The organism is Bradyrhizobium sp. SZCCHNS1050 (assembly GCF_032484785.1).
Classification (GTDB): domain Bacteria; phylum Pseudomonadota; class Alphaproteobacteria; order Rhizobiales; family Xanthobacteraceae; genus Bradyrhizobium.
In genome coordinates this window covers 4971098-4996696 of sequence record NZ_JAUETR010000001.1, presented here as the reverse complement: position 1 = coordinate 4996696, position 25599 = coordinate 4971098, and the positions used below count along the sequence as shown (strand labels likewise).

Annotated in this window: 22 protein-coding genes and 1 tRNA gene; 10 read left to right on the top strand and 13 right to left on the bottom strand. The window is 61.4% G+C overall.

Annotated features, from left to right (window positions below; all coding sequences use genetic code 11):
• Positions 1-536: 536 nt before the first annotated feature.
• The 5 genes from QX094_RS22625 to hemA are packed head-to-tail and all read right to left on the bottom strand — an operon-like array spanning position 537 to position 8327.
• Positions 537-1496 carry a DMT family transporter gene (locus QX094_RS22625; RefSeq protein WP_316174727.1) on the bottom strand — a complete coding sequence of 320 codons (960 nt, stop codon included), beginning with the start codon at positions 1494-1496 and terminating at the stop codon, positions 537-539.
• An 18-nt stretch (positions 1497-1514) separates the two neighbouring features.
• Positions 1515-3923, bottom strand: coding sequence for a penicillin acylase family protein (locus tag QX094_RS22620; RefSeq protein WP_316174729.1), 2409 nt, complete (start codon positions 3921-3923; stop codon positions 1515-1517).
• On the bottom strand, positions 3923-5428 hold the full coding sequence (locus QX094_RS22615) for a hypothetical protein (protein WP_316188134.1): 1506 nt from the start codon (positions 5426-5428) through the stop codon (positions 3923-3925). The genes QX094_RS22620 and QX094_RS22615 overlap by 1 nt, the downstream gene beginning before the upstream one ends.
• A complete protein-coding gene (locus QX094_RS22610; RefSeq protein ID WP_315828101.1) occupies positions 5425-6963 on the bottom strand; it encodes a B12-binding domain-containing radical SAM protein in 1539 nt (512 codons plus the stop codon). Before QX094_RS22610 ends, QX094_RS22615 begins: the two co-directional genes overlap by 4 nt.
• A complete protein-coding gene (hemA, locus tag QX094_RS22605) occupies positions 6960-8327 on the bottom strand; it encodes a 5-aminolevulinate synthase (RefSeq protein ID WP_316186028.1) in 1368 nt (455 codons plus the stop codon). Before hemA ends, QX094_RS22610 begins: the two co-directional genes overlap by 4 nt.
• A gap of 517 nt (positions 8328-8844) precedes the next feature.
• Here hemA and QX094_RS22600 point away from each other — a divergent pair.
• Genes QX094_RS22600 through QX094_RS22585 form a run of 4 tightly spaced genes read left to right on the top strand, consistent with a single transcriptional unit; the run spans position 8845 to position 13241 of the window.
• On the top strand, positions 8845-9654 hold the full coding sequence (locus QX094_RS22600) for a hypothetical protein (RefSeq protein WP_316164269.1): 810 nt from the start codon (positions 8845-8847) through the stop codon (positions 9652-9654).
• Positions 9651-10559: a DMT family transporter gene (locus tag QX094_RS22595; protein ID WP_315752041.1), complete on the top strand. Its 909-nt coding sequence runs from the start codon at positions 9651-9653 to the stop codon at positions 10557-10559. Before QX094_RS22600 ends, QX094_RS22595 begins: the two co-directional genes overlap by 4 nt.
• Positions 10556-12007: an amidase gene (locus tag QX094_RS22590; RefSeq protein WP_316186000.1), complete on the top strand. Its 1452-nt coding sequence runs from the start codon at positions 10556-10558 to the stop codon at positions 12005-12007. Before QX094_RS22595 ends, QX094_RS22590 begins: the two co-directional genes overlap by 4 nt.
• Positions 12008-12053: 46 nt before the next feature.
• Positions 12054-13241, top strand: a complete 1188-nt coding sequence (locus QX094_RS22585; protein WP_316185999.1) for an amidohydrolase — start codon at positions 12054-12056, stop codon at positions 13239-13241.
• A 129-nt stretch (positions 13242-13370) separates the two neighbouring features.
• On the opposite strand, the gene QX094_RS22580 is transcribed toward QX094_RS22585, so the two are convergent.
• The 3 genes from QX094_RS22580 to QX094_RS22570 form a co-directional block, all read right to left on the bottom strand.
• Complete coding sequence (locus QX094_RS22580; protein ID WP_316185998.1) at positions 13371-13838, bottom strand: GNAT family N-acetyltransferase; 468 nt, start codon at positions 13836-13838, stop codon at positions 13371-13373.
• Positions 13839-13994: 156 nt separating this feature from the next.
• Complete coding sequence (locus tag QX094_RS22575; protein WP_316185997.1) at positions 13995-14315, bottom strand: hypothetical protein; 321 nt, start codon at positions 14313-14315, stop codon at positions 13995-13997.
• Positions 14316-14777: 462 nt separating this feature from the next.
• Positions 14778-14852: transfer RNA gene (locus QX094_RS22570), tRNA-Gln, on the bottom strand.
• Positions 14853-15141: 289 nt separating this feature from the next.
• On the opposite strand from QX094_RS22570, the gene QX094_RS22565 reads away from it, so the two are divergent.
• Entirely contained in the window at positions 15142-16920 is a 1779-nt protein-coding gene (locus tag QX094_RS22565) for an acyl-CoA dehydrogenase (RefSeq protein ID WP_316185996.1), read from the top strand.
• A gap of 464 nt (positions 16921-17384) precedes the next feature.
• Here the strand turns inward: QX094_RS22565 and QX094_RS22560 are convergent, their stop codons facing one another.
• The gene (locus QX094_RS22560) at positions 17385-18761 is read right to left on the bottom strand and encodes an IS30 family transposase (RefSeq protein ID WP_315715219.1); all 1377 of its coding nucleotides are present in this window, start codon (positions 18759-18761) and stop codon (positions 17385-17387) included.
• Between the two features lie 628 nt (positions 18762-19389).
• Here QX094_RS22560 and QX094_RS22555 point away from each other — a divergent pair.
• Positions 19390-19683, top strand: a complete 294-nt coding sequence (locus tag QX094_RS22555) for an HdeA/HdeB family chaperone (RefSeq protein WP_316185995.1) — start codon at positions 19390-19392, stop codon at positions 19681-19683.
• 115 nt (positions 19684-19798) lie between these two features.
• On the opposite strand, the gene QX094_RS22550 is transcribed toward QX094_RS22555, so the two are convergent.
• Both QX094_RS22550 and QX094_RS22545 read right to left on the bottom strand, forming a co-directional pair.
• On the bottom strand, positions 19799-20491 hold the full coding sequence (locus QX094_RS22550) for a phytanoyl-CoA dioxygenase family protein (protein ID WP_315715556.1): 693 nt from the start codon (positions 20489-20491) through the stop codon (positions 19799-19801).
• A 353-nt stretch (positions 20492-20844) separates the two neighbouring features.
• Positions 20845-21015, bottom strand: a complete 171-nt coding sequence (locus QX094_RS22545; RefSeq protein WP_316185993.1) for a hypothetical protein — start codon at positions 21013-21015, stop codon at positions 20845-20847.
• On the opposite strand from QX094_RS22545, the gene QX094_RS22540 reads away from it, so the two are divergent.
• On the top strand, positions 21008-21130 hold the full coding sequence (locus QX094_RS22540) for a hypothetical protein (protein WP_316185992.1): 123 nt from the start codon (positions 21008-21010) through the stop codon (positions 21128-21130). The genes QX094_RS22545 and QX094_RS22540 overlap by 8 nt on opposite strands.
• A gap of 272 nt (positions 21131-21402) precedes the next feature.
• Positions 21403-21660 (top strand): hypothetical protein, encoded by a 258-nt coding sequence (locus tag QX094_RS22535; RefSeq protein ID WP_315715554.1) that lies wholly within the window; start codon positions 21403-21405, stop codon positions 21658-21660.
• 336 nt (positions 21661-21996) lie between these two features.
• On the opposite strand, the gene QX094_RS22530 is transcribed toward QX094_RS22535, so the two are convergent.
• Positions 21997-23265, bottom strand: a complete 1269-nt coding sequence (locus QX094_RS22530; protein ID WP_316185991.1) for a DUF892 family protein — start codon at positions 23263-23265, stop codon at positions 21997-21999.
• A gap of 396 nt (positions 23266-23661) precedes the next feature.
• Between QX094_RS22530 and QX094_RS22525 the strand changes: the two genes are divergently transcribed.
• Complete coding sequence (locus QX094_RS22525; protein WP_316185990.1) at positions 23662-24162, top strand: hypothetical protein; 501 nt, start codon at positions 23662-23664, stop codon at positions 24160-24162.
• A gap of 1 nt (position 24163) precedes the next feature.
• On the top strand, positions 24164-24538 hold the full coding sequence (locus QX094_RS22520; RefSeq protein ID WP_315828092.1) for a hypothetical protein: 375 nt from the start codon (positions 24164-24166) through the stop codon (positions 24536-24538).
• 26 nt (positions 24539-24564) lie between these two features.
• Here QX094_RS22520 and QX094_RS22515 read toward each other — a convergent pair whose 3' ends face one another.
• The gene (locus QX094_RS22515) at positions 24565-25377 is read right to left on the bottom strand and encodes a hypothetical protein (RefSeq protein WP_315752050.1); all 813 of its coding nucleotides are present in this window, start codon (positions 25375-25377) and stop codon (positions 24565-24567) included.
• Positions 25378-25599 lie beyond the last annotated feature (222 nt).

Here is a 25599-nt window from a genome sequence, read left to right as displayed (position 1 = left end):
CATTCCAGGCCCAAGTTGCCTCCTGGCTGTTGGCTACAGCGAGCCGCCCGCAAGCACCTGCAGGCGGTAAGCCCCGTCCAGGGACGAGAGCTCGGCAGTTCGAGTGCCGATCAGCAGTTTGCGGTCCGCCGCGCCAAGAGCGTACCGAGCCAGGACCGTGCCGAGCCAGCGTTCGCTGAGAGCTGTGCGATCGACGATCGTCACCGCGGAATGACTGGGTGCATTTGCCGATACTTCGCTCTCGGGCGACAGGAAGCGCGCGGGCTGATTGCGATTGTCGCACCGGACGGCAAGCCGGGCGCGATCGTCTCGGACAAAGTACCGAGCTCACCCGCAGCGTCATGATGAACCGGATGCAGAGATCCGCGACGAGTTCTTGAACGAAACGCTGTTCTTCGACCTTGCGGTCCGGCTCGCTGACAACAACAACCTGCAACCGCATTCATCCAGCACAGCAATTCGCCCAGCCACTATTGCGGAACGCACATCAAGAGCCGCATTGCTAACCGGCGACCCACCTCGCGGGATACGACCTCTCACGCCGACTTTCGACAGAAGTATACCCCCGTGAGAACCAATCCAACCGCAGCAAAAATGCTCATCGAAAGCTGTTCTCCCAGAAAGATCACGGCTATCAAGAGTGATACGATCGGCTGTCCGAACTGCAGAGGCGCAATCGCCGAGACGCCTCCCTTGTCCAAAGCCCAGAACCATGCGGCGAATCCGATCAAGGTGCAAAAGACCGCAAGAAAGAACAGGGCCCCTCCTCCGACGACCGTCACCCCGGAGATCGCCTCCAGGACAGAGGGCAACAGCGGCGTCACAAGAGCAGCACCGAAGATGATCGACCATGCCGTCGCTCCGAACAGGCCAATTCGCGCAGATGCGCGAGCGCCTGCCACATATCCAATGCTGACCGTAATGGTGCCGATGAGAACGATGACGTCGCCCACCATTGTTCCACTGCCGAAGACATCGCCGTTCGAACGAGCGCCGATCAGAAACGTCTCACCACACAATGCCATCGCACTTCCGATCAGCCAAAGAGTGCGGGGAAATGTCCGGGACAGCACATGCTGGATGATGGATGTAAACACCGGAGCGCAAGCCAAGATGAGAGCCGCGTGCGAAGTCGACGTTCGCGAGAAGCCCAGACCCTGCAGAAAGAACGAGCCACCGAACCCGATCATACCGTTGATCGCGACGGCGATCCAACCTCCCCTATCGGTCGGAAGCGGCGGCCGAAGCAGGAGAACCATTGGTAGGAGGAACATCGCGGCCAGGAGAAGTCTGGACGGCCCGATCAACGATGAGGGCATATCATGGGCGACCAGTACCGTCGCGGCCGGAGTCGTTCCCCAAAACATGACTGCGATCAGCCCCGAAACATAGGGACCTGATCGACTGGATCCTGAGTCGACCGGCGGCAACGGCGCGCCCGAGGAATCGGCTTCCGTATCACCCGATTTGACCAAAGATGCTTCCTCGACCGCCATGTGACTGCCCTGTCAGCCCTACGGAATAAATCTCATGAGAGTCGCGCCTTCACGCTGCAAGGCCAACTCATCGCCAGCCAGCGTGATCGACTCGCCTTCGTTCCAAAGCGGCGTCAGGTTTCCGTAAAAGCGCGAGAAGATGTGGCCAGATTGGCCGGTCGCGGTCATGAAGCGGGACCGATCCGGATCGCCGAGATCATATAGGGCTCTAAATGTCGGAACGTGTTTCCGCTCGAACGGGCGATCATGGTGCGGCTGCAGAGCACCTCCGCTGTTGAGCGTATACAGGTCCCCACCACTTCCGACGCCAAGCTCGCTCAATGACCTGAAGATCGGTATCCGCGAGTAGAAGACGTGCGAAAGCGTCGAGATGTGCTCGTCACCCCACCGCCATTTCGTCAGGTCAGACCCGCGGCGCCTCGAGAGCATCGCCATAGCTTCTTCGAGAGCCCGCGTCAGACATGCACGACATTCCAGATCCGTCTCTTCGCCCGAAGCGCACCATTTGGGATGCTCCAGGATAAGCTTCCTGAGGAGCGAAGCCGCACATGGCCCGACATACTCAAGCTTCACCTTCGCCTTGTCATCGATCAGCATTCGTCGGAGCGCCTGCATCCACCCGTTGAAAATGAGCGGTTCTGCCCAGTCCTTGTGCATCGTGCCGTCCCACTTCGAGAGCAGCGCGAGGGCTTGCCGTCCCAGTGGACTGGACGGGGTTGCTCGAAGCAAAATCGGCAGAAGATCCTGAGCGGCGAGAGATAGAATGTCGGCCTGCATTTCGGCAGATGTTTCCAGCGAGTGCAATCTGATGTTGTCGAAAAACTGCTGGACTCTTTGTGTCCGATACGGCTCTTCCCAATCGCATCCCATAAAGACATCGTGCCCACACCAGGCCGGTCGACCATTCGCATTATGGATATAGCCACAGGCCGGATTGAACGAGTGCGGCATCTGCTCGAACGGAACGTAGCCTGACCAGTCTGCATCACCCGTTGATCCCGCCGCGGGATGCAGGCCATATTCCGACTTGCGCACTGGGACCCGCCCGAGACTCATGACTCCGATATTGCCGGCGACGTCGGCGTAGAACATGTTCTGCGCAGGCGTTTCGTACAGCCGCAGACTATCCTTGAACTCCTCCCAATTCCGCGCCCGATTGAGCTTCAGAAACCCCTCGGCAGTGCGGTCACAATCTCCGAGCCCGCTGAAGGATAGCGCGATGACGCCATCGCTGCCCGCCAGCGCGGCAAGACGCGGGACAGCATCGGATAGCACCGGGCCATGCCGCGACTTGCGGATGGTGAATTTGACGTCGGGCCGACCTCGGACTCGGATCGTCTCTTCATGCCTGTCAAATGCGTGAGAGCCAGCCTGCGCAAGATATTTGGTCGGATCCGCCGGATCCAGAGTTTCCACGAACAGATCCTGAACGTCGGACATCGCCGCCGTGGTTCCCCAGGCGAAGCTCTCGTTCTGTCCAAGCAGGATCATCGGTACGCCTGGTACTCCGGCTCCCTTCACCCATCCTTCGGGGGTGACGATCCGGCATAAAAACCAGAGCACTGGCGACGACACGTCAAGATGCGGATCGTTCGCGAGGAGCGGGTGGCCGCTGGTGGTTCGCTCGCCGGCGACGACCCAAGCATTTGAAGCGCCATTGGCCAATCCGAGCAACGCTCCCATCTTGTCTGAAAAGTCGGATTGTCCGCGCGAGCCACCAGACCCACCCGATACCAATGGTCCGGTCTTGCCCCGCATGGGATCCGGATAAAACGGGCCGGCATCGACCGTTCCGATTCTGCTGGTCAACTCGGCTCGATTCAGCTCGGCGAGATAGTTCCGGCTCATTTGCCAAGCCATGAGCTTGCCCCACACGACTGAATCAATGGGAGACCATGGCTCCGGCCGGATTCTCAACCAGACCATCTCAAACGGCAGTTTGCTTCGGTGGGTCGACAAGAATGCATTGACGCCGTCCGCATAGGCCGAAAGCGTGGATTGAGTTTCCGGCGCAAGCGCGGCAAAGCTGGTCTTGGCCAGTTGGTAGAGACCTAGAACACGAATGATTTTGTCTGTGTCGACGAACTCCGCCCCGAAGATTTCGGAAAGTCGCCCCTGTCCAGCACGTCGGTGAATTTCCATCTGAAACAGGCGCTCGCTTGCGTGCAGGTAACCCAGGCACCGCGCGGCATCCTGAAAATTCTCCGAGAAGATATGGGGAACGCCATGCTTGTCGTGATAGATCCTGACCTCGTTCTTCAACCCGGCAAGCCTGCGTTCACCCGATCGCCTTGGCATCGCGCGCACGAAGATCGTCGCAACCAGCGCCAGCCCGAAAAGAAAACACGGCCCAACAACGCATAGCGTCCCTGTCACCACCGCGGCCGTGAAAGCAGGCATCGAAAATGAGTTGTTCAGCACGAACATCAGTCCGAGACGGCCGCCAAGCGCCGCGTCGCCTCCGCGTTCTTCTCTGACGGGGCGATATCGAGGCGAAGGCTCGGATCTCCCATCAGCAGGATCGGCTCATCGCCCAGGCACTCCTCGCGGACCAATCGGACTGATTGTCCGATCGCATAGCCAACCTTGAGAAATTCTGAAATGGCCGCTACGGCAGCTCGGCATATCCTGGCGGGCACGATGAGCAAATGATACGGGCCAATCGCGACGACGGTCATTTCTGGTCCACCGGCGAGGCTCCACAAACCTGGGCCGAGCCCACGACCGCACGCGCCTGTCGGCGCCTCGTACGACACAAGACCCACCGGATGGACCGCGATCGCCACTTGTGTTGGTCCAATGAAGTTCAGATACGAGCCGAGCAACGTGGACGAGAGAGCCGGCAGGTCCGCGGCGGTCAGGAGCCCGATAGCGCATCGGCGTTGCGCTGCCGATAAAACCGCCTTCGACAGTGCCCGATCAGCCGGTCCGATAATGGCCGTCACGCTCGATACGGACGGTGGGCAGAGAGAGGGCAGTTCCCCCCAATCGTTCAACTCGACCAGACGCTTGCAGGTCAGGACAGCGTATAGTCGCGCGAAGACCAACGCCTCCGAGTCGACAAGGACCGCCACCAGGGTCTTGGACGAAAACCGAGCATTCAGATGCGCGAACCGACTGCCCGCGGTGATGGTCGTGCGATCCGGGCAGGCAGGGCGAGTGGGAGATGCTGTTGAAGTTGCCGAAAAGAATTCATCGTCATCTGACCGCACCTCGACTGTCCTCAGATGACGCGTAAACGCCTCATCGTGCGGCAGGTCGATCACCCGGTCGGGACGAGCCAGATACGGCAGATGCCCAGGGATCAGATCCTTTTCGAGAAGGGTCTCGAAAGTCGCCCCGAATGCCGACGCGGTGTCACACCGATGAAACACGGTGTCGAACACCCATGTCAGATCGCTCTCGGTCCACGGTTCAAAATGAGCCGCCGCGCGTTCTGAAAGACTCTCCTCCGCCGCTGCATTGACACCAATGTCGTAGCGCATCGGTGTCCAGTCGCAGACAAATCCTGGCTTCTTGAACTTTCCTCCGATGGGAACGCACCCCATCGCCTGATACATCATCAGATTTGCGTCGGACGAATCCGCCCTGATTGACCTGATCCCATTTCGCTTCATGAGCAGAATAATGGCTCCGAACAACAGCCGCAGATGCGCTTTCCGGCGGTATTGCGCCGCGAGGCATAGGTAGCTGACATAGTACTCCTGCCAATCTCGGATGTAGGCAAGACGAACAGCACCTATCAAACGGTTGCCCGCAAGCAAAACGACATTCTTCGAATACCAATCGAAAATGACGTCGTGATAGGATCGCTCCTGAATCCCAAGCTCATCGCAGAACACCTTGTCCCGCAGAGACCTAAGCGCGGCAAAATCGTCGGGGCGTCCGAAGCGGAGCTTGATATCATTCGTGACGTCGGCCTCGTCCGTCATGACGGAACCCCTGTCGGAAACACCTTGTCGATGTCGACGGAGCCATATTTCTTGTCCGCTACCGCGTCACCGCCGCAGCTTCCGCGCCGCATATCAACCCATGGAAGTGTTGGAAGCTCGCCCCCGCTTCGCTCTACGTAGCCGTAGTGCTTGTAAGACGTGTAGACGCGAAGAAAGTAGATCCAGAATGACGGAACGTTACAAATGAATTTGAACAGACCTATGCGCCGGATCTGCTCGAGTGGCGGTCTCTGGACCTTGAGCAGCATCTTCCCATAGAGATGGCAGAACTCCTTGATATCGAGCCTTGTGGGGAGCACGGCGTGCTGAAAATCGTAGTACGTCGGATTCTTGTAAATGAGCGCGTCTTCGTTCTTGGCGTAGTCTGTCGTCCCCGGCATCGGCGTCGCGACAGTGATGTTCGGGATATCGACTTTTCGGCTGCGGATGTAGCTCGTCAAGTTTTCGAACTGTTCTCTTTTGTAGTCGACACCGACGATGAACAGGCCTTCGATCAAGACATCATTCTTCTTGAGAATCTCGATGGCCCTGTCGTTGTGCGCCACGGAGCTGCCCTTTTCCATGGCACCGAGCTCGGAATCGGAATAGCTCTCCAGACCCATCCGAAGGCGCTTGAGCCCAACCCGCGACCACAGCGCGACCAGGCTCGGGTCTCTGACAATCGCGTCCGCCCGACTGTAGAACAAGTACTCCTTCTTGATGCCCGCCCGAAGGATCGCTTCACCAATGGCGTGCGCCCGGCGCCCGTCCCCGAAGAAGTGGTCGTCTGTAAATATGACATACGGCTCCTCGATCGTCTTGAGATACTCGACGATGTATTCCGGGCTCCACGTTAGATACTTTCCGAGGTTCGGCCGCCACAAATTGCAGAACGAGCATCTTGCGGGACATCCCATGGACGTCCTCAGGGCAGCAACCGGCTTCCACCAGAGGTGATAGTATCTGCCCTTATACTTGCCGAGGATGCTTCGGTCCGGAAGGGGGAGGCTGTCGAGATCGAAGGACTTCGGAACGACCGCCTTGCCGTTCGAGAAGAATTTGCCGTTGTCCTGCCAGGCAACGCCTGCCAGATCAGCTACGTTACGCTCGCTTTCCCGGCAGCGCAGGATCAGATCCCGGAAAGAGAGATAAGCCTCTCCCATCATGACGTAGTCAATGTTGGGGTCCGCAAAGTCGGACGGACTTAGGCTAGCATGATGCCCCCCTACCGCAACGATGATCGACGGGTCGATCTGCTTGACCAGCGCCGCCTGCATCCGCACGAGGTCGACATGCATCGTCCAAGACGTGAATCCGACGAAGTTTGGACGCAGGCGCCTTATCGTCTCGAGCAGGGCCAACGGGCGGCGATCAAGGCGCTGATCCAGCAGAGAAATGTCCACCTCATCCTTGTCCAGCATGGACGCCAGCACTTCGTACTGGATGGGTTCGACAATATAGATCCGGTCGTCTGCCAGATGAATTGGATGATAGTGCTGCGTTACGAACAGGATCTTGTACTTGGAATGCGTCATGTATCCGCCCTCGCCATGCCTGATGCCGCATCGTCACGACGCGCGGTGCGTTCGCCTTTACTCCGCCGAAACGACCGCTGATTCGTCATGTCTTTCGGATTGACCGCGTCGTCCGTCATGCCAACGATCGGAGATCGCGCGGCCCGTTCATCGTACGGAAGCTCGAGAGACGCCCAGACGTCAGAGAGAGCAGCGACCAACAGATCGATGTGCACGTCTCGATGGGCCGGTGTCGGAGTCAGACGAAGCCGCTCCGTGCCTTTGCTCACAGTGGGATAATTTATGGGCTGAACATATATCCCGTGTCGTTCCATCAGCATCTGGCTTGCGGCGGTACATTTCTGCGCGTCGCCCACCACGACCGGGATGATATGCGATTCATTGGCCATGACCGGCAGGCGCGCGGCCTGGAGCGCGCGCCGGACCCTGCGCGTCACCGCCTGCTGTTGGTCGCGTTCGGCCTTGGACCGGCGCAGATGACGTACCGCCGCCGTTGCGCTCGCGGCGACGTTTGGCGGCATCGTCGACGTGAAGATGAACGACGGCGCATAGCTTCGGATTGAATCGACGATCGATGCATTTGCGGCGACATAGCCGCCAAGCGATCCGAACCCTTTGGCGAGCGTACCTTGAATGACGTCGATCCGATCTGCGAGGCCGTCTCGATCGCAAATGCCCCCACCTTGAGGTCCATACAGCCCCACCGCATGAACTTCGTCGATGTAGGTCATGGCACCGTAGCGTTCAGCGAGAGCAGCGATCCCGCCGATGGGCGCAATACTGCCGCTCATCGAATAGAGACTTTCAAATACGATGAGCTTTGCGCGATTGCGGGGCTCCGCGGCAAGCAGCTGCTCAAGATGCCTCACATCGTTATGACGCCAGATCTTCTTCTCGCATCTCGAGCGGCTGATACCCTCAATGATCGAGTTATGGTTGTCCGCGTCTGAAAATATCACGCAGTCCGGCAACAGGGTCCCGATGGTAGAGATTGCTGCGAAGTTCGAAACCCAGCCTGACGTAAAGACGAGCGCCGCCTCCTTTCCATGCAGACTGGCCAGCTCCTGCTCCAACTCTACGATTTTTTGGTGCGTGCCGGAGATGTTCCTTGTTCCTCCCGCGCCCGTGCCAAAGCTCCGGGACGCTTCCGTGGACGCTTCGATCACATCCGGATGCAGGCCCATGCAGAGATAGTCATTGGAGCACCAGACGGTGACCGGCTGTGGTGCTCGTGTCTCGCCCGGCGGTCGCCAGAGCGCAGTCGGCGCAGTCTCGGGATTGCGCACCAGAGTGGCAAATGTCCGATATCGCCTTTCCTCACGAAGAGCGTCGATCGCCCGGACAAATATGCCTTCATAATTCATCATCGCTGATTCCACTCTATTGAGCGAACACATCGTCGGTGAAGTCGAGGTGGCTTGAGAGAGAGCTCCGAGCGGCGGTGGATGACACGGTGATTAGCAGGCAAGCAGCGCCGCGGCGAACGGCACCGGCGATGAACGCCGAACAGGCGGCGTGACGTAGGGAGGATGTCCGTCGGAGACGCACTCCTTAACTTTGTGACACGATACTGAACGCCAAGGAGCCGCGTCGAACATTCGCAATATCGCGCCGCATCCTGCTTGGCTCTCGCTCACCGACGCCATCCTTTGTGATTTGTCGCCTTCAACGCGAAGCAGAGCGAGCCCAATGCCCTGTCGTCCATAGCTACCGACGACCACCGCGGGCGGCCATATCCGAAAAATACGGTATCGATACTTCCATGGCCCACAGGCACCGTACAGAACGACGGAGGCAGTCGCGACGCGCGCGATGCATAGCCGCACGTCCTCGGGCGGGGGGATCCGCCCTGGCTCTTTCAGCAGCGAAATTGAGGTTGCAATGAATCTGTCAGCAAACTGCACGCCCACAGACACCGAGCTGCGCCTAGCCAGTCACATTGGCGGCCTGTCGCAAGCCGCCATCGATCAGCTGTCACAAACGTTCAGGAGCAATCACGTCGCTGTCATCGATCAGCTTCTTCCGAAGGATATGGTCGAAGCGCTCACCAGCGAAGCCAATATCCTGCTCGACCGGGAGTCGAAGCGGCGAAAGCTGACCATCAAGGAAAGCGGCAACACACCAAGAGCCTACAGCAGCGTCGGGCGTGACGCTATTTGTCAACATGACGGGATTATTCCGGCCATCTTCAATAGCGACGCGGTTCTCTCCTTCCTCCGGAAGCTCGCCGGTGAGAACATTGAACGGGTTCCTTACCGACCCGAGGAGTATATCATCAACAGCCAGTGCGAGCCTGGCGACACCCATGGATGGCATTGGGACGATTATGCCTATGCCCTCATTTTTGTAATTGAGGCTCCAGATCCGCTCCTCGGGGGACGCGTCGAGTACCTCTCGAACGTCGAATGGCAGAAAGGCTCGACTGAGCCATACCTCCGGCGGGTCCTGCAAGACAACGTCGTTCGGTCTCTCTACGTCAACAGCGGACATTGCTATTTTATGAAGGCGAATACGACACTGCATCGTGTGGCGCCCCTGACGGGATCTACCAAGAGAACCGTTGTGGTCCTGACGTTTGCGTCGCCGGAAGACATGGTGTCGGATTCCATAACGCACAACTCGATGGAAGACATCTATCCAGACGATACCAGGTCTGATGACGCAACAGTCGAGACGGCTAACGTCGAATGACGGTCGGCGTCGAAGTTGCCGGGCTTGGAACCGCTGCGTGCCTGGCGATCAGTAGCCTCATTGCCGCTGACGTCAGTCGCACCACAGGTGTTTTCGAGTTCACGAAGACGCGAATGATCTTCGCGTCTTTTTTCATGCTACCGGTGCTGTTCATCGCCGATGTTCCGCTTCGCGTGAGTGTCGCGGACGCGCTGACGCTCGCGGCATCGAGCCTCATTGGAATTGTGGTCGGCGACCTGTCTCTCATTGCCGCCATCAGCAAAATCGGGCCGAAGAAGACCAGCATCATATTCTCGTCCAACGTCGTTATCGGCGCCGTGCTGGAGGCTGCCATCTATCACAAGAGGACCACGATAGAGGCGGGAGTTGGTATTCTTCTTGTACTGACTGGGGCGTTGATTGTCATTGCCTTCAGAGGAGGCGCCGGCGCTCCCCTGAATGGACATCTCAACGCCGAACGTCAGAACACGGGCGTCGCATTGGCGGTTCTTGCAGCCGGATGCCAGGCGATCGGCACGCTGATCTCGACTCCCGTCGTAACGGCGGGAACGTCGCCCATCATGGCGACGACAATACGGTTCTGCGCAGCGTCCCTATTGTTTGTCATCATGGGCCGGACCCGCAGCGACGACATCAGGACAGACGCCAGCTCAGCTACCGTTTACGCCAAGATCGTTGTGAGTGCGCTCGTTGGAATGTGCGGCGGCCTGACGCTTCTTATGCTGGCGATCACGAGCGGAAAAATCGCAATATCGATGACATACGCGTCCTCGACGCCGCTGGTGCTCCTGCTTCTGCTCTGGCTTACGCGGGGTGAGAGACCGAATGCAAGTTCGCTCCTGGGCGCAATCACGGCAGTGGCGGGCACCGCTTTACTCATCTTCGAAGGGGCACACCAGCGATGAACGCCTTGCTCGACTATTCGGCTGTTGAGATCGTGTCCCTGCTTAGACGCGGTGACGTGACTCCGCATGATTGCCTTGATGCCGTGGAACAGCGCGTCGGCGAGGTCAACTCGACCGTCAACGCCCTGCCGACGCTCTGCTTCGATAGGGCGCATGATCGTGCATCAAAATTGATGCAGAAGCCTCGCGACGAGCGCGGCCAACTGTCTGGCCTGCCGCTGGTCATCAAGGACCTTCAGAAAGTGTCCGGGGTTCGATCGACGGCCGGATCTCTCATATATAGCGATCATGTTCCAGCCTTCACTGATGCGGTCGTCCAGCACATCGAAGACGAAGGGGGACTTGTATTTGGAAAGTCCAACGTCCCTGAACTCGGCGTTGGATTCAATTCTCTGAATCCGGTCTTTGACCCGTGTTTGAACCCGTGGAACGTCAAATATTCGCCGGGGGGATCATCGTCCGGTTCGGCTGCTGCTCTGGCGTTGAATATGACGTGGCTTGCTCATGGCTCTGACATGGGGGGATCCTTGCGCATTCCCGCGAGCTTTTGTGGCGTTGTTGGGATGAGGCCGTCGCCGGGGCGGGTCGCGATGGCTAACCGCGCATCCGTTGATCAGACGCTAGCCGTCCAAGGCCCCATGGCGCGAAACGTCGTCGATCTTGCAATGTTCCTTGACGCCATGTCGGGCGAGACCCACAGGGATCTGCTTTCCAAACCACGTCCATTGCGGTCGTTTGCCAGCGCGGCTGAAGTCCAGAAGTTGCCGAAGCGAGTCGCCTTCTCTGCTGATCTGAACATCGGCCCTGTGGACCCCGAAGTCGCTTGCATCGTGCAAAATGCCGCGGCGCGACTTCAGGCCAATGGCGTCATCGTGGATCAGGCGTCTCCGAATCTAGATGGTGTCCAGCGATGTTTTCGAGTGATGCGTGCTTACGTATTGGCGTGCGGCCTTGGTAGCGTCCTGAGGAAGCAGGGTACGCTGGTGAGATCAACCGATATCAGGGAGAACGTGACCGAGGGGCTGAAGCTGACGATCGACCAGATGCTTGAAGCCGAACAGGCGCGGGTTCGCATCGTGCAGCATGTGGCTGATTTCTTCGAAACATATGATCTCTTGATATGTCCGTCGACAATCGTGCCGGCTCATCCGATCGATCAGCCGACCGTAGTTGAATGTGCAGGCCATGTATTCGATGGCTATTTCGACTGGACAGCGTTGACCTACGTTGCGGCCGTGGCCGGTCTTCCTGCGTTGTCGCTGCCTTGCGGTGTGACGCGGTCGGGTCTTCCAGTAGGACTGCAGGTGATCGGGCCGACAAATGGCGACCACGACGTCATTTCCTGTGCGGCCGCCCTGGAGGACATGCTGTCGTTTCACCAACTCGCTCCTGTTCGTGGAAGGTCGGAGGCAATGGCCTTGTCCGAGAACATCCAGAAGCTGGCGTAGCGGGTCGCAGCGACGAGGACGCCCGCTTCGAGACGAAGGAGATGATATGTCATTGCGTGACGCACTGCAGCCAGGCACTCTCGATCAAGCGATACGCATCCGCAGGGCGCTGCATTCGATTCCGGAGTTAGGGTACAAGGAGCTCAAGACGTCGGCGATGGTTGTGGAGTGTCTGCAAGCGCTCGGTGCCGACGAGATACAGACCGGGATCGGCGGAACCGGCGTGGTCGGCATCATTCGCGGCATTAAAGGGACTGGCCCCAGAAAGCATGTGGGGTTGAGGGCAGAGCTGGACGGCCTGGAATTGACGGAGCAGACGGGTCTTGCTTGGCAGTCGCAGAACAGCGGCTGCATGCATGCGTGTGGTCACGACGGCCACATGGCCATTCTGCTCGCCACCGCACGAGAGCTTTCAGCGAACCGTGAGTTTTCCGGAACCGTATGTTGCATCTTCCAGCCCGCTGAGGAGGGGGGAGCGGGTGCAAAAGCGATGATCGAAGATGGATTGCTTGAGAGATTCCCGCTCAGCTCGATCTATGCAATTCATAATGCGCCATGGCTTCCAATCGGAAAGATCGCCATCAATAGCGGGGCGGTGATGGCCGCGGCGGACCGAATCGAAATCTCCGTCCTTGGAGCGGGTGGCCATGGCGGAATTCCCCACCAGACGAGGGATCCGATCGTTGCCACCGCAAACATCATTTCGATGCTGCAAAACGTCGTATCGCGCTATGTGGATCCCGCGGAGGCTGCCGTCATATCTATCGGAGGCATTCACGGCGGAAGCCCTCTCAAGGGCAGCATGATTCCCGATCGGGTCGACTGTGTCGGCACGGTTCGTACATATTGTACGGACGTTCAATCGACTATTGAGAAGAAGATCCGAGATATCGTGGACCACGTCTGCGATGCCCATGATTTGACGGGATTGGTGACCTACAAGAAGCTCTATCCAGCCACGATCAATCATGCGGACCGCGCTGCTCTCGTGACCAGCGTTGCAGACAGCTTGCTTGATCAAGACGACATCCTGAGCAACGTTCGTCCGAGCATGGCCGGAGAGGACTTTTCCTTCTTTCTACAAAAGGTCCCGGGAGCATATTGCTTGATTGGTCAGGGGGCGGACGGTGCTGCCAGCCTGCACAGCCCCTCATATGATTTCGACGATCGCAATATCGAGCGTGCCGCGCTGCTGTTGAAGCGCATAGCCCTTAGGGAACTGGCGTCCACTTGATGCTCCTCAAATAGGCCGCCTGCGGCCGCTGCGCAGAAGAGCGAATACCGCGCAACGACCAAGACAACGACAGAGTCCAACATCGGCACCAAAGTGCAGGCAGATGCCTGTGGGACATTCAGCAGTTTGCTAGAGGTCGCGCTGCATGAATATGCTCAGCGGGTCAATGCCGTAACCGCCAAACGGCGGAATTTCGAAGAAGCCGTTCTTTCGATACAATGCTATCGCGGAATGCTGCAAATATCCGGTTTCCAAACGAATACAAGATAGCCCTGCCCCTCGCGAGGCCTGCACGATCGTATCCAGCAGATCTTGCGCGACCCCCAGCCCCCTATAGGCAGGATCTACATACATGCGTTTCAACTCACCATAGTCAGGTGACAAGACGAGGGCCGTGCAGCCAATCACCCTGTCGTTGATCTGAGCGACGAAGAAAAGAGTATCGTCCTTCGCCAACTCATTCACATCGATCAAGTGGTTGCTTTCTTGCGGGTAAAGCGACGCATAATATTCGTCTGCGTCTCTGAGCATACGGACGACATCTGCGTGAAAGGGATTTCCCTTCGCGATCTCGACGCCTCCACCCTGCTTGTTCATCTCCAGCAACTCCATTGCACGCACATCGATGTATGACGATGATATCTTTCATGTCGTAACAAGGATAGCGAACTACGCCGAAAAAGATAGAACGGGCACGAAGAATCTAGGATCTGTTACCAAGATCTCGCCAAGCCAAGGCAGACGACTCTCTCGTCATCGCTCAAGCCCCGGCTCATCACCCGTGAGGCCATAGCCGCTTTCATCTGCGCTCCCCTCAACGTCTTCGATCAGATCGTGCAGGCAGGAAGTATGCCGAAGCCCGCACTCATTGGCGCTCGCCGAGGAGCATGGAACATCGGAGAGCTTGATTGTGCCAATGATCGGCTGCCTTCGGATGACAGTGATTCTGACAACGACGAGACGTGGAGTGATGCCGATGCCAAAATCGAAAGGGCATCCCCAATCCAAAGGCTTCTGTAGCGCGCGTCGGCTCGGTTGATTGGCTTTTCCGCGAATATAGGCAGACAAAGGCATGTCTTGAAAAGGTCTCGAAGCGCTCGCGACCCGGCTACGAGCACAGCATGCAAGCCATCTGCGACGTGCGCAACAAAGGAGGCGAGCGCATCGGGTGCTTGCCGATCAAGAGTATCACCCCGCGTGCCGCTGATAAGCTCTACGAAATGTTCATCAGGATGACGCGGGCGAGAGCACACTCTTTCGGCGCGGCGAGAAATTCGTTGGCCTGTGCCGCAAGGCATGGCGCGTGGTTCGTCGACTGTACCCGGCCGAATTCGCCAGGGATATCCCGAATCCTTGGCCCGGAGTAACGCCGGCTACGCCAAGCGCACGGCTCCGCGCATCCTTGCGGCAGCACGCAAACGACGAGCGCACGTTTTGGCGAACACAACGCAAACAGAGTTTCGGAATGCGGCGCCTGGCGAGGTTCAGAACAACAAAATCGTAAAAATATAAGATCCCGACTGGGCTCCGGAAATCTGGCTGGGGCGGGAGGGATCGAACCTCCGAATGGCGGAATCAAAATCCGCTGCCTTACCGCTTGGCTACGCCCCATCACGCCCGGCGGATCGGCATGGCGCGCGGGCGCCATGCGATTCCGGATCGGCGCCCGTGGTCTACAGAGCGCGCCGGCCCATTTCAACCGCTGCGCCGCAGGAAATTTGCGCGGGCTCCGGGTGATCCGCCGCGCTCGCCGATTCGTCAATCTGAACAAGCCTTTACCCTGTCCCGCCGGGTCCGCCGCGGCCGCCCGCCGCAACGGCTTGCGAAAAAGTTGAGACCCGGCCGGTTTCATGGGATGACGGCGGCCAAACCGGCCAATTTCGACCCCCGAGGACACGCCATGACCTATCGCGCCCCGCTCAACGACATGCTGCTCGCCCTCAACCATGGCGCCGGGCTGAAGGCGGCGGTCGAGGCCGGCCATTACGGCGATTTCGACCCCGACATCACCGCCGCCGTGCTCGAGGAAGCCGGCAAGTTCGCCACCGACGTGCTCGCCCCGCTCAACCAGATCGGCGACAGGAACGGCGTCAAGCTCGCCGACAAGAAGGTCACCACCGCGCCGGGCTGGCCGGATGCCTACAAGCGCTGGACCGAGGCCGGCTGGAACGCGGTGTCCGGCCCCGAGGCGCATGGCGGCCAGGGCCTGCCGCTCGCCATCAACGCCGCCTGCACCGAGATCTGGAGCGCGGCCAACGTCGCCTTCGGCCTGTGCCCGCTGCTGACCTTGTCGGCCATCGAGGCGCTCGATGCCCATGGCAGCAAGGAGCTGAAGGACATCTATCTCGACAAGCTGATCTCCGGCGAATGGACCGGCACGATGCAACTGACCGAGCCGCAGGCCGGCTCCGACGTCGGCGCCTTGCGTACCCGCGCCGAGCGGGCCGCGGACGGCAGCTACCGCATCACCGGAGCCAAGATCTTCATCACCTATGGCGACCACGACATGACCGACAACATCGTGCATTTCGTGCTCGCGCGGCTGCCGGACGCGCCGGCCGGCACCAAGGGCATCTCGCTGTTCCTGATCCCGAAATTCCTCGTCGATGCCGACGGCTCGCTCGGCGCCCGCAACGACATCTACGCCACCGGCGTCGAGCACAAGCTCGGCATGCACGCCTCGCCGACCTGCACCATGACGATGGGCGACAATGGCGGCGCCATCGGCTATCTCATCGGCGAAGAAAACGCCGGCATGCGCTGCATGTTCACGATGATGAACCAGGCGCGGCTCGGAGTCGGCCTCGAAGGCGTCGGCGTCGCCGATCGCGCCTATCAGCAGGCGCTCGCCTACGCGCAGGACCGCCGCCAAGGCCGCGCCGTCGGCAGCAAAGGCACCGGCTCGGACGCGATCATCGCCCATCCCGACGTCAAGCGCATGCTGATGCAGATGCGCGTCCTGACCGCCGCGTCGCGCTCGATCTGCTACGCGACCGCCGTGGCGCTCGACGTCGCCGTGCGCGCCAAGGATCCCGCCGTGCGCGCCGAGGCGGCCGCGCGCGGCGCGCTGCTGACGCCGATCGCCAAGGCGTTCTCCACCGACATCGGCAACGAGGTCGCCTATCTCGGCGTGCAGATCCATGGCGGCATGGGCTTCATCGAGGAGACCGGCGCTGCGCAGCACTATCGCGACGCGCGCATCACCGCGATCTACGAGGGCACCAACGGTATCCAGGCGATCGACCTCGTCACCCGCAAACTGGGTGCGAACGGCGGCGCCTCGGTGTTCAAGCTGCTCGACGAGCTCACCGACATCGTCCGCCGCGTCGAGGCCTCCAACGATCCGGCGTTCGGCACGACAGGCGCCAAGCTGCGCGACGCGCTCGGCGCGCTCGACCGCTCCAGCCGCTGGCTGTTGGAGAAGCTGGCGACAGCCCCGAACGACGCCCTCGCCGGCGCCACGCCCTATCTGCGCCTGTTCGGCTCGGCGCTCGGCGGCTGCATGCTGGCCAACGAGGCGCTGGCCGCGCGCAGCGAGAGCGAGACCATCGGCGCCCGTCACGTCGCCCTCGCCCGCTTCTTCGCCGAGACCTTTGCCGTGCAGGCGCCGTCCCTGGAAAAGACCGTCACCGACGGCGCCGATGCGGTGCTCGGCGCCGAGGCCGTGCTGGTGGCGTGAGCGGCGAGCGTCGCGACCCAGACCAGCGAGTTCAGCCTCCCGCATCAAAGCTTGCTGCCGGGCTTCCACCCTCCCCTGAAGGGGGAGGGTCGCCTCGCGGGGCGCGCAGCGACGCGTGAGGCGGGGTGGAGTGATCTCTCCGCGGATGCTTGTGCCAGCGGAGAGATCACCCCACCCCGATCCCGCGCTGCGCGCGCGATCGACCCTCCCCCTCCAGGGGAGGGTGTCCCGAGTTCGCCGCTTCATTGATCCACATCTCAAACATCTATCCGAACAGCCTGTCGCGATGAGATGAGCATCCGCGCTCTCGCGACGCGCTCCGCGCCCGAGCTATGAGCTAAATTCCCGCCCTCACCGAGTGGAGGGCGCGAGGAAGGCCGGACCTCGGCTGAGGCCCGTGGCCCGCCTGCAGAAAAAAAGCAGGCGGCAGTCACCACAGGTACAGCCGGACAGACCCGGCGGGCTCAAGCGGTGGTCGCAACACCAAGTGTTTTCATTCGTGACAGCAGCTCGTCAAGCGCTTCTGCTGGAGTTTTCCATCCTAGCGTCTTTCTCGGTCGGGAATTGAGCGCTGCGGCCACGGCGGCGATCTCGTCAGCATCGTAGACGCTCAGATCGGTACCTTTCGGGAAGTACTGCCGCAGCAGGCCATTCGTGTTCTCGTTCGTGCCACGTTGCCAGGGGCTTCTTGGATCGCAGAAGTAGATCTGAAGGTCTGTATCGATCTTGAGGTCACTGTGTTGAGCCATTTCGGTCCCCTGATCCCAGGTTAGCGAGCGGCGGAGTTCTTTGGGCAAGGTGACGATGGTGCGCGTGATCGCATCGCGTACCGCTTCAGCTCCGTGTCCGGAGAGCGCAGGCCCATCCTTCGTACGTGGGCCATCGTCAAACCCCGGCAGCCGTGGAAGGTGCAGGAGCATTGTAAACCGCGTGCTGCGTTCGACCAGCGTGCCGATTGCCGAGCTGGCGGAGCCGACGATCAGATCTCCTTCCCAATGTCCCGGCACAGCTCGATCCGCGACTTCGGCCGGACGCTCACTGATCATGATCTCTGGCGATATGAAGCCTTTGCTGCGCTTCCGCGTACGCGCTCGGGGCACGCGCAGCGCACGTCCCGTTCGCAAACAGGACGACAACTCGCGTTTCAGCGCTCCTCGGCCCTGAACAAAAAGCGCCTGGTAAATGGCTTCGTGGCTGATGCGCATCGCCTCGTCATCCGGGAAGTCGATCGGTAAGCGCCGGGCAATCTGCTCGGGACTCCACGCTTTCGTCCACCCCTGATCCTGGCTAGAGCCCGCACGACCGGCCTTCCGCCGAACGCCGCCTGGAGGTGCGACAAACCCTGCAAGCCGCTCTTCAACATAAGCGCGCAAGGCGGCGTTGCTTGCAAGCTTGCTCGGCTTAGGACGCCGGGCCGATCGATCTGCATGCCACTGGGCGGCCGTCGCCCGATAGGCCATCTTGCCGCCGTGCGTGGCCGCATTGCGATCGAGTTCACGGGAGATGGTCGAGGGAGATCGATTGAGACGCCGCGCTATCTCTCGTACAGAATGGCGCTGCGCATTCAGCAGCGCAATCTCTTCGCGCTCAGAAAAAGAGAGGTGCCGTCCGGAGAGCGGCTTCGCTGAAGGTCGGAACATTGCCGGTGCCACGCCGCCCGCTTTTCGAAATAATCGGGGGCCGACAGCATCCGATAATCCAGCAGCCAGCGCAGCATTCTCGCTGTTCAACCCAGCGGCAATCCCACGCCAAAATTTCTGCTGTTCCGCACGCCCCGCAACTGGTGGGCGCCCCAATGATCCCAGCTTGCCCCGCGTTGACCGTTTCTTTCGAATGCCCATCGCAACCTCCTCATCGAGTGTTGCGACGACCAATTGAATCCACCACCCGGCCTTCCCTGCGCGACGGTTTTAACGGTCTATAGCGCGCTCTTCCTGGTGCACCGGGCTTTCTGGCCACCATGTCGCGCAATGCGCTTTCGCGCATCGCGCTGGATACTAGCGTCGGAGTATCAGAACCACACGCCTTCACCGTCCGCGAGCAGCCGTTCGTCCGTGCCAACAGCACTGCGCCCGCCCGCGTCCACCGCATCCCGCTGCCAACGTCCGTGACGACCGCGAAGCGTCCCCTACCGTGCAACGGGATGGGCGTACCATAATGCTGATTTGGGGAAACGACAAAGCGATTTATGTTTTTCAGCAAACCTTGACACGATCATTTCTGGTCAACGTGATTTGCCCGACGGGCACGCGCGCCCGCCGAGGCTCCCAATTCAGACCTCGGAGCCGGAAAGGCTCGATGCACCCTGCGGCTCTCCCGCTCATGCTTGACTTTCTCCGCGCGGTACGGACAGTTCCGGCCACCGCTCCCGTCGCGATCGTGATCACGGAATTCGCGCCGCTTCGCGAAGGGATTGGTGAGCCTCTGCATAGTTCATCGTTTTTGATCATGCCCATTCGGAGAAGACATATGAAATCGCTCGTTGCCCCACTATTTGTCGTCGCCCTCCTGCTGTCATCTGCGCCGGCGTCGGCGGTCGTCCTCGATCTGTCGACCATGAGCTGCAAGCAGTTCGTCGAAAGCGGCGACGACACCATCAAGATGGTGCTGATCTGGCTGGACGGCTGGTACAAGGGCGATCAGGACGAAGCGCTGTTCGACACCGAGGAGTTCATCGCGAACGCCAAGAAGTTCGGCGCGTACTGCGCCGAGCATCCGACGGTCAGCATCGTGACGGCGGCCGAGAAGATCCTCGGCAAGTAACCGGCGACGCGCACCATCCGTGTCGCGTAGGGCGGGCTGGTGTTAGTGTGACCCGCCTTTCCACCGCGCCGCCAAGGGCGGATGACGCTCCGCTCATCCGCCCTCCTCCGTCGTCTCAAATGCCGAGCCATTCCAGTCCGCCCGGCAGCTCATCCGCGGCAAAATCGACTTGCAGCACGCGGCGATGGCCGGGCTGCACGGATAGTTCCGAGGCGTGCAGGATCGGTGTCGCATACAGCCAGATGTCGCCCGGCTCGGCGTGGCACGCGACGGTGCCGCACCGCGCGACGACGATCGGCACATCGGCTTCCGGGATGCGGCCGAGGCAGTGTGAGCCTGGCGCAATCAGGAGCGGGGCGTTGCCGTCGGGCACGGCGTCGAGGTGGACACGCAAGGTGACCATCCGCGCCAGCACCTCGTAAGGCGGCGCGACGTGCTGCAGGCCGCCCTTGGTGGTCCAGGGACCGAAACCCGAGAGCTCGATGCGCTCGCGCACGACGATGGTCCGGTCCTGATGCCACGGGACCGCCCAATTCATCTGCGGCGTCTTGTCGAAATAGACGGCGCGCACCGGGCGCGCGGCATCGCCGAGAACGGCGGCGGCGGCGCGACCGACCGGACCGTCATTGGCGAGCAACGGCGTCAGCGCGGCAACACCGTGCAGCCGGGTGCCGGCCTGCGCCGGTGCGTGGCGGGACAGCGCGGCGGCGAGAGCGTGCAAAGCGGACGCATCGAGTGCCGTCGTGACGTGCAGCGCGCCGGCGTCGGTGAACTGCGATTTCTGCTGGGAAGAGAGCGCGAAGGTCATGCGCGCAGGAGACTAGAGTGCGCCGCGGGAGCTTGGCAATCGCTCTTCTTTCCCGCCGCCGAGTTCGCAATCCATGCCCACGATGGACATGAGATGCGAGCGCGATGGGGCCACCGGCGTCAAACTTCGGTCTTGGTCCGGCATCAGGACGGCGGCGTCCGGACATAATCAGACGCAACTGGCGCCGCCAGTTTCGGGCGGCAGTTGCGTTGAAGAAGCGGGCCGAACGCCCACCGCGCGGCCCGGCTTCCTTCTTCACGCGAGAGTCCCATGTCGATCAGCTCTGTCACAACGCCCGTCGCGGCCACCGCGTCCCAGGCAAGCACCGCCACGCAATCCACCTCGTCCACGTCTCAGACGTCGTCGTCATCGGCCACCAGCTCCGCCAGCGCCACGTCTGAAAGTTCTTCCGGCAGCGGCGGCTCATCGTCGGGCAAGACCGTGGTCAGCGAGGTCTCGATCACCCTCGACGGGATCACCACGACGACGATCACATATTCCGACGGCTCGACCGAGGTGACCAAGACTGCCGCTGCCTCGAACGGAAGCGGCAACAACGCGCAGACCTACAATGCGCAGGGCGCGACCAATGGCGCAGCCGGCAGCACGGCTGCGTCGAGCCAAGGCGTGACGGCCTGAGGCTCGTTCGGAATCCCCGCGCCGTCCTACGAGCTGTGGGTCGCGCCGAGCGATGGCGTGGCGCCGATCGCGAGCGTCGCATCCGAACGCGCCGGTTCCGAATGAGGAACTGGACGAGCATTGCAACAGCAAAACGCGCTGCGACGCACGCGTCGCGGTGACGCCGTGAAGCAACAGTCCGCGCGCGATGTCATGCGCGGCCCATTGTTAATTTGCCCCGGCGCGCCGAGTCACGCCTGCTGGCAGGCGGCTACGACAATGGGGAGACGACGATGTTGCGGAGCGTGATCGGCGCGGGAGTGCTGGTGCTGGCGATGGGGTCCGAGTTGCAGGCGGCCAACGAAGCAGGTCCGGAGACACGGATGTCGTGCTCCGAGGTTCGCTACTACGTCGAGAAATATACCGCCGAGGTGGCCGAGATGTATGCGCGCAGCCGGGGCGCCACCGACGCCCAGATCAGCCGGGCCCGGCGCTGCCTGTCGCCGGTTCACTTCCGCCGGGCGGAGCGGTCGCACAGCTATACGGAGTGAGACGGCAGCCCATATTGGCTTGCTCGTTGTTGTCATCGCTCCCTCCACCGTCATTCCGGGGCGCCCGCAGGGCGAGCCCGGAATCCATACTCACGATGGTTGTGAGGTGCGAGCGGCATGTGGCGCGTGCTCGCCTCAAACTGAGGCCTGTGGTTATGGATTCCGGGCTCATTCACGCTGCTTCAAACGGCTGCGCCGTTTGCGCGCGAATGCCCCGGAATGACGACTGGGAGAGAGTTGAGACTCTTAGGGCAGGTTAGCCGCAGGCGTAACCCGCCGTCTTGATTTGGAGGCGGCGGATGACGCTGCGCTCATCCGCCTACGACTACGCCCTCCTCACGCCTGCTCGATCGCCGCCGGCATCTTGGCGACCGACATCAGCGAGCGCGCGACCTGGTTGAGGAGCTGGTCGGCGTTCTCCTCCTCGGCCAGCGACTTCGACAGCAGCGCGACGACGGCGCTGTGGCGGAGCTGCTGGGCGAGGTTGCGCGCGGTGGTGTAGCCGGAGATCTCGTAATGCTCGACCCGCTGCGCGGCGCCGATCAGTGCGAGGTCGGCGGCGGCATCCTCCTTGTCCTCGCTCTGGGTCATGATCTCCTGGCCTTCCTCGATGAGGCCCATCATGCCCTTGCAGGGTTTTGCGCGCGGCGTCTTCCCAAGGAGCTCGAAGCACTCGTTGATGCGCTCGATCTGCGCTTCCGTCTCGGCCAGATGCTGCTCGAACAATTCGCTCAACTGGTCGAAGCGCGCGGCCTCCGCCATCTTCGGAAGCGCCTTTGTGAGCTGTTTCTCAGCATGCAGGATGTCGCGCAGCTCGTCCATGAGGAGATCGCTCAAGCCGGATTCGTCCGCCGGCGGCGAGCTTTCGGTGACAATCGCAGAGGCCGTACCGGGTTCGCCGGCCTGGATCGCCGGCGATTCCGTGAACACCCAGTCGCCGCCCTCGTTCCAGGGGCCGCGGGTGTCGATCTCGCCGTGGTCCCCGGCGCCGGTGGAATCGTTGAAGAACTGATCGACCAGGCCCGGCGTCGGCGCGAGGCGGCCGATGCTGAAGGCCGGCTTGCCCATGCTCTCCAGCGCCAGCGCGAACGCCTTCATGTGGGTGATCTCGCGCGTCATCAGGAACTGCAGCGCGTCCTTGGTGCCGGCATCGTCGGTGAAATTGATCAGCCGCTCATAGACGATCTTGGCGCGCGCCTCGGCGGCGATGTTGCTGCGCAGGTCGACGTCGAGCTCGCCGGTGATCTTGAGATAATCGGCAGTCCACGGATTTCCCTGCGAGTTGAACAGGTTGACGCCACCGCCGCCGGCGATCGCAATGAGCGGATCGGCCTCGGCGGCCTCGCGGTCGAACTTGGCGGGCTTCAGGTGCATGCGGGCGAGCGTACCGACCACCTCGAGATGGCTCAGCTCCTCGGTGCCGATATCCATCAACAGATCCTTGCGGTCGGGATCCTCGCAATTGAGCCCCTGGATCGAATACTGCATGGCCGCGGCGAGCTCGCCATTGGCGCCGCCGAACTGCTCGAGCAGCATGTTGCCGAAGCGCGGATCCGGCTCGTCGACACGGACGGTGAACATCAGCTTCTTGACGTGGTGATACATGGAAGGCCTCGGACGTTTGCGGGGGGACGGCAAGCAAGGTCCGAACGGCCGGCCACCACGGTTGTTCCTTACCGCCGACTGACGCCATGCGCGTTCCTGCCGGCCGCGCGATCGAGGCAGGCCGGCCACGGCACGAGGGGTCAGGGCGATGCCGCGTCAAACGCGCCTTCCCCTTGTCGGCGAGCTCCATTATGCACGCCAAGACGCACTCCACACCCGGATTGCCGGTATCATCGAGGCTTTGCGCGTTGGTGCCAGGAATGCGCAAGAGGGAACCTGCCGGTCGGCGCCTGCGCCACCGGCGCGGGCTGCCACGCGACATCCTGTTGGCAGCTGAACGATGGCCCCTTGCTAAGGTTTTCCCTGCTCGCCTAAGCTGTTCCGCTGGAGAGTGACATGTTGATGCGAACACCGGCCAGGGAGAAGCCAGGTCTCGGCGCGCGAGTCCGCCGGGTCATCGAGCGACTCCGCGACCACGCATCGTCATTCACCTCATCATCGCCCGCGAATGGGGCGACACTGCGGAAGCCGTCCTACGTTGTCGACGATGAGCCTGACGACAGCAACATGGACGTCGCGCTGGCGGCGCTGATTGATCAGATCGAACGTCCGGCGCACACGCCGCCACCACGGTTTCCGAGTCTCGCGCGCGTCACGTCGTCGCGCCAGGCGCCGCACATCCCGGTGTACGAGCGGCCACCCCATTTCGACGTCGCGCCGCGCCCCGTCGAGGTCGAGCCGCGGCGGATGGCCTATGATGAGGCCGCCGAGCGCATCGTGCCCGAGGACGAACTGTCGGAACTGCGCAAGGACCTGATGAGCGCGATCTCGGCGCGGCTCGGATCGCCGGAGGATCATCTGGCGACGATCAGGAACCTGCTGAGGTCGGTAAAGTAGGATGTGGGGCCGCAGCAATATCGGCAAGACGGTCGAGGAGCTGACCGATCATCTGCGGCTGGTCGATCACGTGCGCGCGCTGCAGGATGGCCAGAAGGAGATCGCCGAGGCGATCAGGGCGGTCAACAACCGCCTGACCTCGATCGAGGCCGAGTTCAGGGTGCTCAAGGCGGAGACGCAGCGCGATGCGCTGCGCGAGGTGCAGCACGCCGTGCAGGGTGTCCAGGGCTCGGTGCATGACGAACTGACCCGCATGGCGACTCGGCTGGTGGTGCTGGAGCAGGCACTGCGGCGCGAGGCTGTCCGACAGCAGGCATCGCCGGCCGCCGGCCCGCGCCCGCCGGCTGCCCCGTCCCGCCCGGACGGATCACGCTGAGGCGCGACAACTGGACCGCGGCAGACTCAGCGCAACTTTGCCGAGCGGCTTGCAATCTCGATGATGACGCTGCCGCTCTTGGCGTAACCGTCCGGCACAAAGGCTTCGCCCGGTGCGAGTTCGCGCATGTCCTCCGCGTCCTTCGGCTTCGGAAAGCCTTTGGCGCAGGCCGTGCTGATCGTCTCGTGATCGGCGTAGCTGACGGCGGCGACCACGCTGCCGGGGGTTGGCCCGGCCGCGAGCTTCGACAGGCCGAAATATTTGAGCTGTTCCGAACAGGTAACGATGTTGGTCAGATAGGCTCCCGTCGTGTCCTCGGCCTGCAGCAGAAAATCGTAGGACATCTCGATGGACCCGCCGCTGGCACTGGCGAAGCCGACGCGCGCCACGCCGGTCTCGACCACCCCCTGCCCCATATGCCCGGTCAGGCAGACGAGCACGTCCTGCGCTTCGTCCCTGGTGGTGGAGATGACGCATTCATTCACCTGCATGCCCGGCTGGAAGCCGCGAAATTTGTAAGCGCCGCCGACCTGCTCGAACACGACCGCGCCGCCGAAATCGGTCGCGTGCGGCTCGCAGCCGCTGCCATAGCTCACGACCAGCAGCGGATTGGCTCCGGCCACGAATTGCCCCTGCTGCCGCTGCGGCTGGAGAGTGACGTTACAGCGACGCCCCTCGGCCTCGGGATAGGATTTGACCTCTTTGCAGGTCGCCCCTGTAATCGACTTGGGCGCACAGAATTGCGACAGCAGCGCGCGATCGCTGGGGGCGGCCTCGGCGCTGCTCATGAATGCGCAGCACAGCAGCAACGAGATCAGCACGGAAAGACATCTGGTCATGGAATTTTGCCTTGCTATGACGACACGCTTGGCGTGCAACGATAGCTTATCGCCGATGCGGTTGAAAACCAGTCGTCAACCATGAACGCGCGCGGCCGCGCCTGCGCGCCTCGGCCGCGCCCGCCCCGGCCGGCGACGGCCGCTTCGGCCCTTGGCGCGGTCGGCGGATGATGTAGGCTGATGCGCGAGAAACGACTCAGGACAACGACCGGCGCATAGCGG

Bases quoted from the DNA above. Each gene is read 5' to 3' on its own strand.
- QX094_RS22550 (WP_315715556.1), bottom strand. From the start codon at position 20,491: ATGACCTTCGCGCTCTCTTCCCAGCAGAAATCGCAGTTCACCGACGCC.
- QX094_RS22520 (WP_315828092.1), top strand. From the start codon at position 24,164: ATGTGGGGCCGCAGCAATATCGGCAAGACGGTCGAGGAGCTGACCGAT.
- QX094_RS22625 (WP_316174727.1), bottom strand. From the start codon at position 1,496: ATGGCGGTCGAGGAAGCATCTTTGGTCAAATCGGGTGATACGGAAGCC.
- hemA (WP_316186028.1), bottom strand. From the start codon at position 8,327: ATGAATTATGAAGGCATATTTGTCCGGGCGATCGACGCTCTTCGTGAG.
- QX094_RS22530 (WP_316185991.1), bottom strand. From the start codon at position 23,265: ATGTATCACCACGTCAAGAAGCTGATGTTCACCGTCCGTGTCGACGAG.
- QX094_RS22555 (WP_316185995.1), top strand. From the start codon at position 19,390: ATGAAATCGCTCGTTGCCCCACTATTTGTCGTCGCCCTCCTGCTGTCA.
- QX094_RS22610 (WP_315828101.1), bottom strand. From the start codon at position 6,963: ATGACGCATTCCAAGTACAAGATCCTGTTCGTAACGCAGCACTATCAT.
- QX094_RS22615 (WP_316188134.1), bottom strand. From the start codon at position 5,428: ATGACGGACGAGGCCGACGTCACGAATGATATCAAGCTCCGCTTCGGA.
- QX094_RS22600 (WP_316164269.1), top strand. From the start codon at position 8,845: ATGAATCTGTCAGCAAACTGCACGCCCACAGACACCGAGCTGCGCCTA.
- QX094_RS22515 (WP_315752050.1), bottom strand. From the start codon at position 25,377: ATGACCAGATGTCTTTCCGTGCTGATCTCGTTGCTGCTGTGCTGCGCA.
- QX094_RS22590 (WP_316186000.1), top strand. From the start codon at position 10,556: ATGAACGCCTTGCTCGACTATTCGGCTGTTGAGATCGTGTCCCTGCTT.
- QX094_RS22620 (WP_316174729.1), bottom strand. From the start codon at position 3,923: ATGTTCGTGCTGAACAACTCATTTTCGATGCCTGCTTTCACGGCCGCG.
- QX094_RS22565 (WP_316185996.1), top strand. From the start codon at position 15,142: ATGACCTATCGCGCCCCGCTCAACGACATGCTGCTCGCCCTCAACCAT.
- QX094_RS22595 (WP_315752041.1), top strand. From the start codon at position 9,651: ATGACGGTCGGCGTCGAAGTTGCCGGGCTTGGAACCGCTGCGTGCCTG.
- QX094_RS22535 (WP_315715554.1), top strand. From the start codon at position 21,403: ATGTTGCGGAGCGTGATCGGCGCGGGAGTGCTGGTGCTGGCGATGGGG.
- QX094_RS22585 (WP_316185999.1), top strand. From the start codon at position 12,054: ATGTCATTGCGTGACGCACTGCAGCCAGGCACTCTCGATCAAGCGATA.
- QX094_RS22560 (WP_315715219.1), bottom strand. From the start codon at position 18,761: ATGGGCATTCGAAAGAAACGGTCAACGCGGGGCAAGCTGGGATCATTG.
- QX094_RS22575 (WP_316185997.1), bottom strand. From the start codon at position 14,315: ATGCCTTTGTCTGCCTATATTCGCGGAAAAGCCAATCAACCGAGCCGA.
- QX094_RS22525 (WP_316185990.1), top strand. From the start codon at position 23,662: ATGTTGATGCGAACACCGGCCAGGGAGAAGCCAGGTCTCGGCGCGCGA.
- QX094_RS22580 (WP_316185998.1), bottom strand. From the start codon at position 13,838: ATGAACAAGCAGGGTGGAGGCGTCGAGATCGCGAAGGGAAATCCCTTT.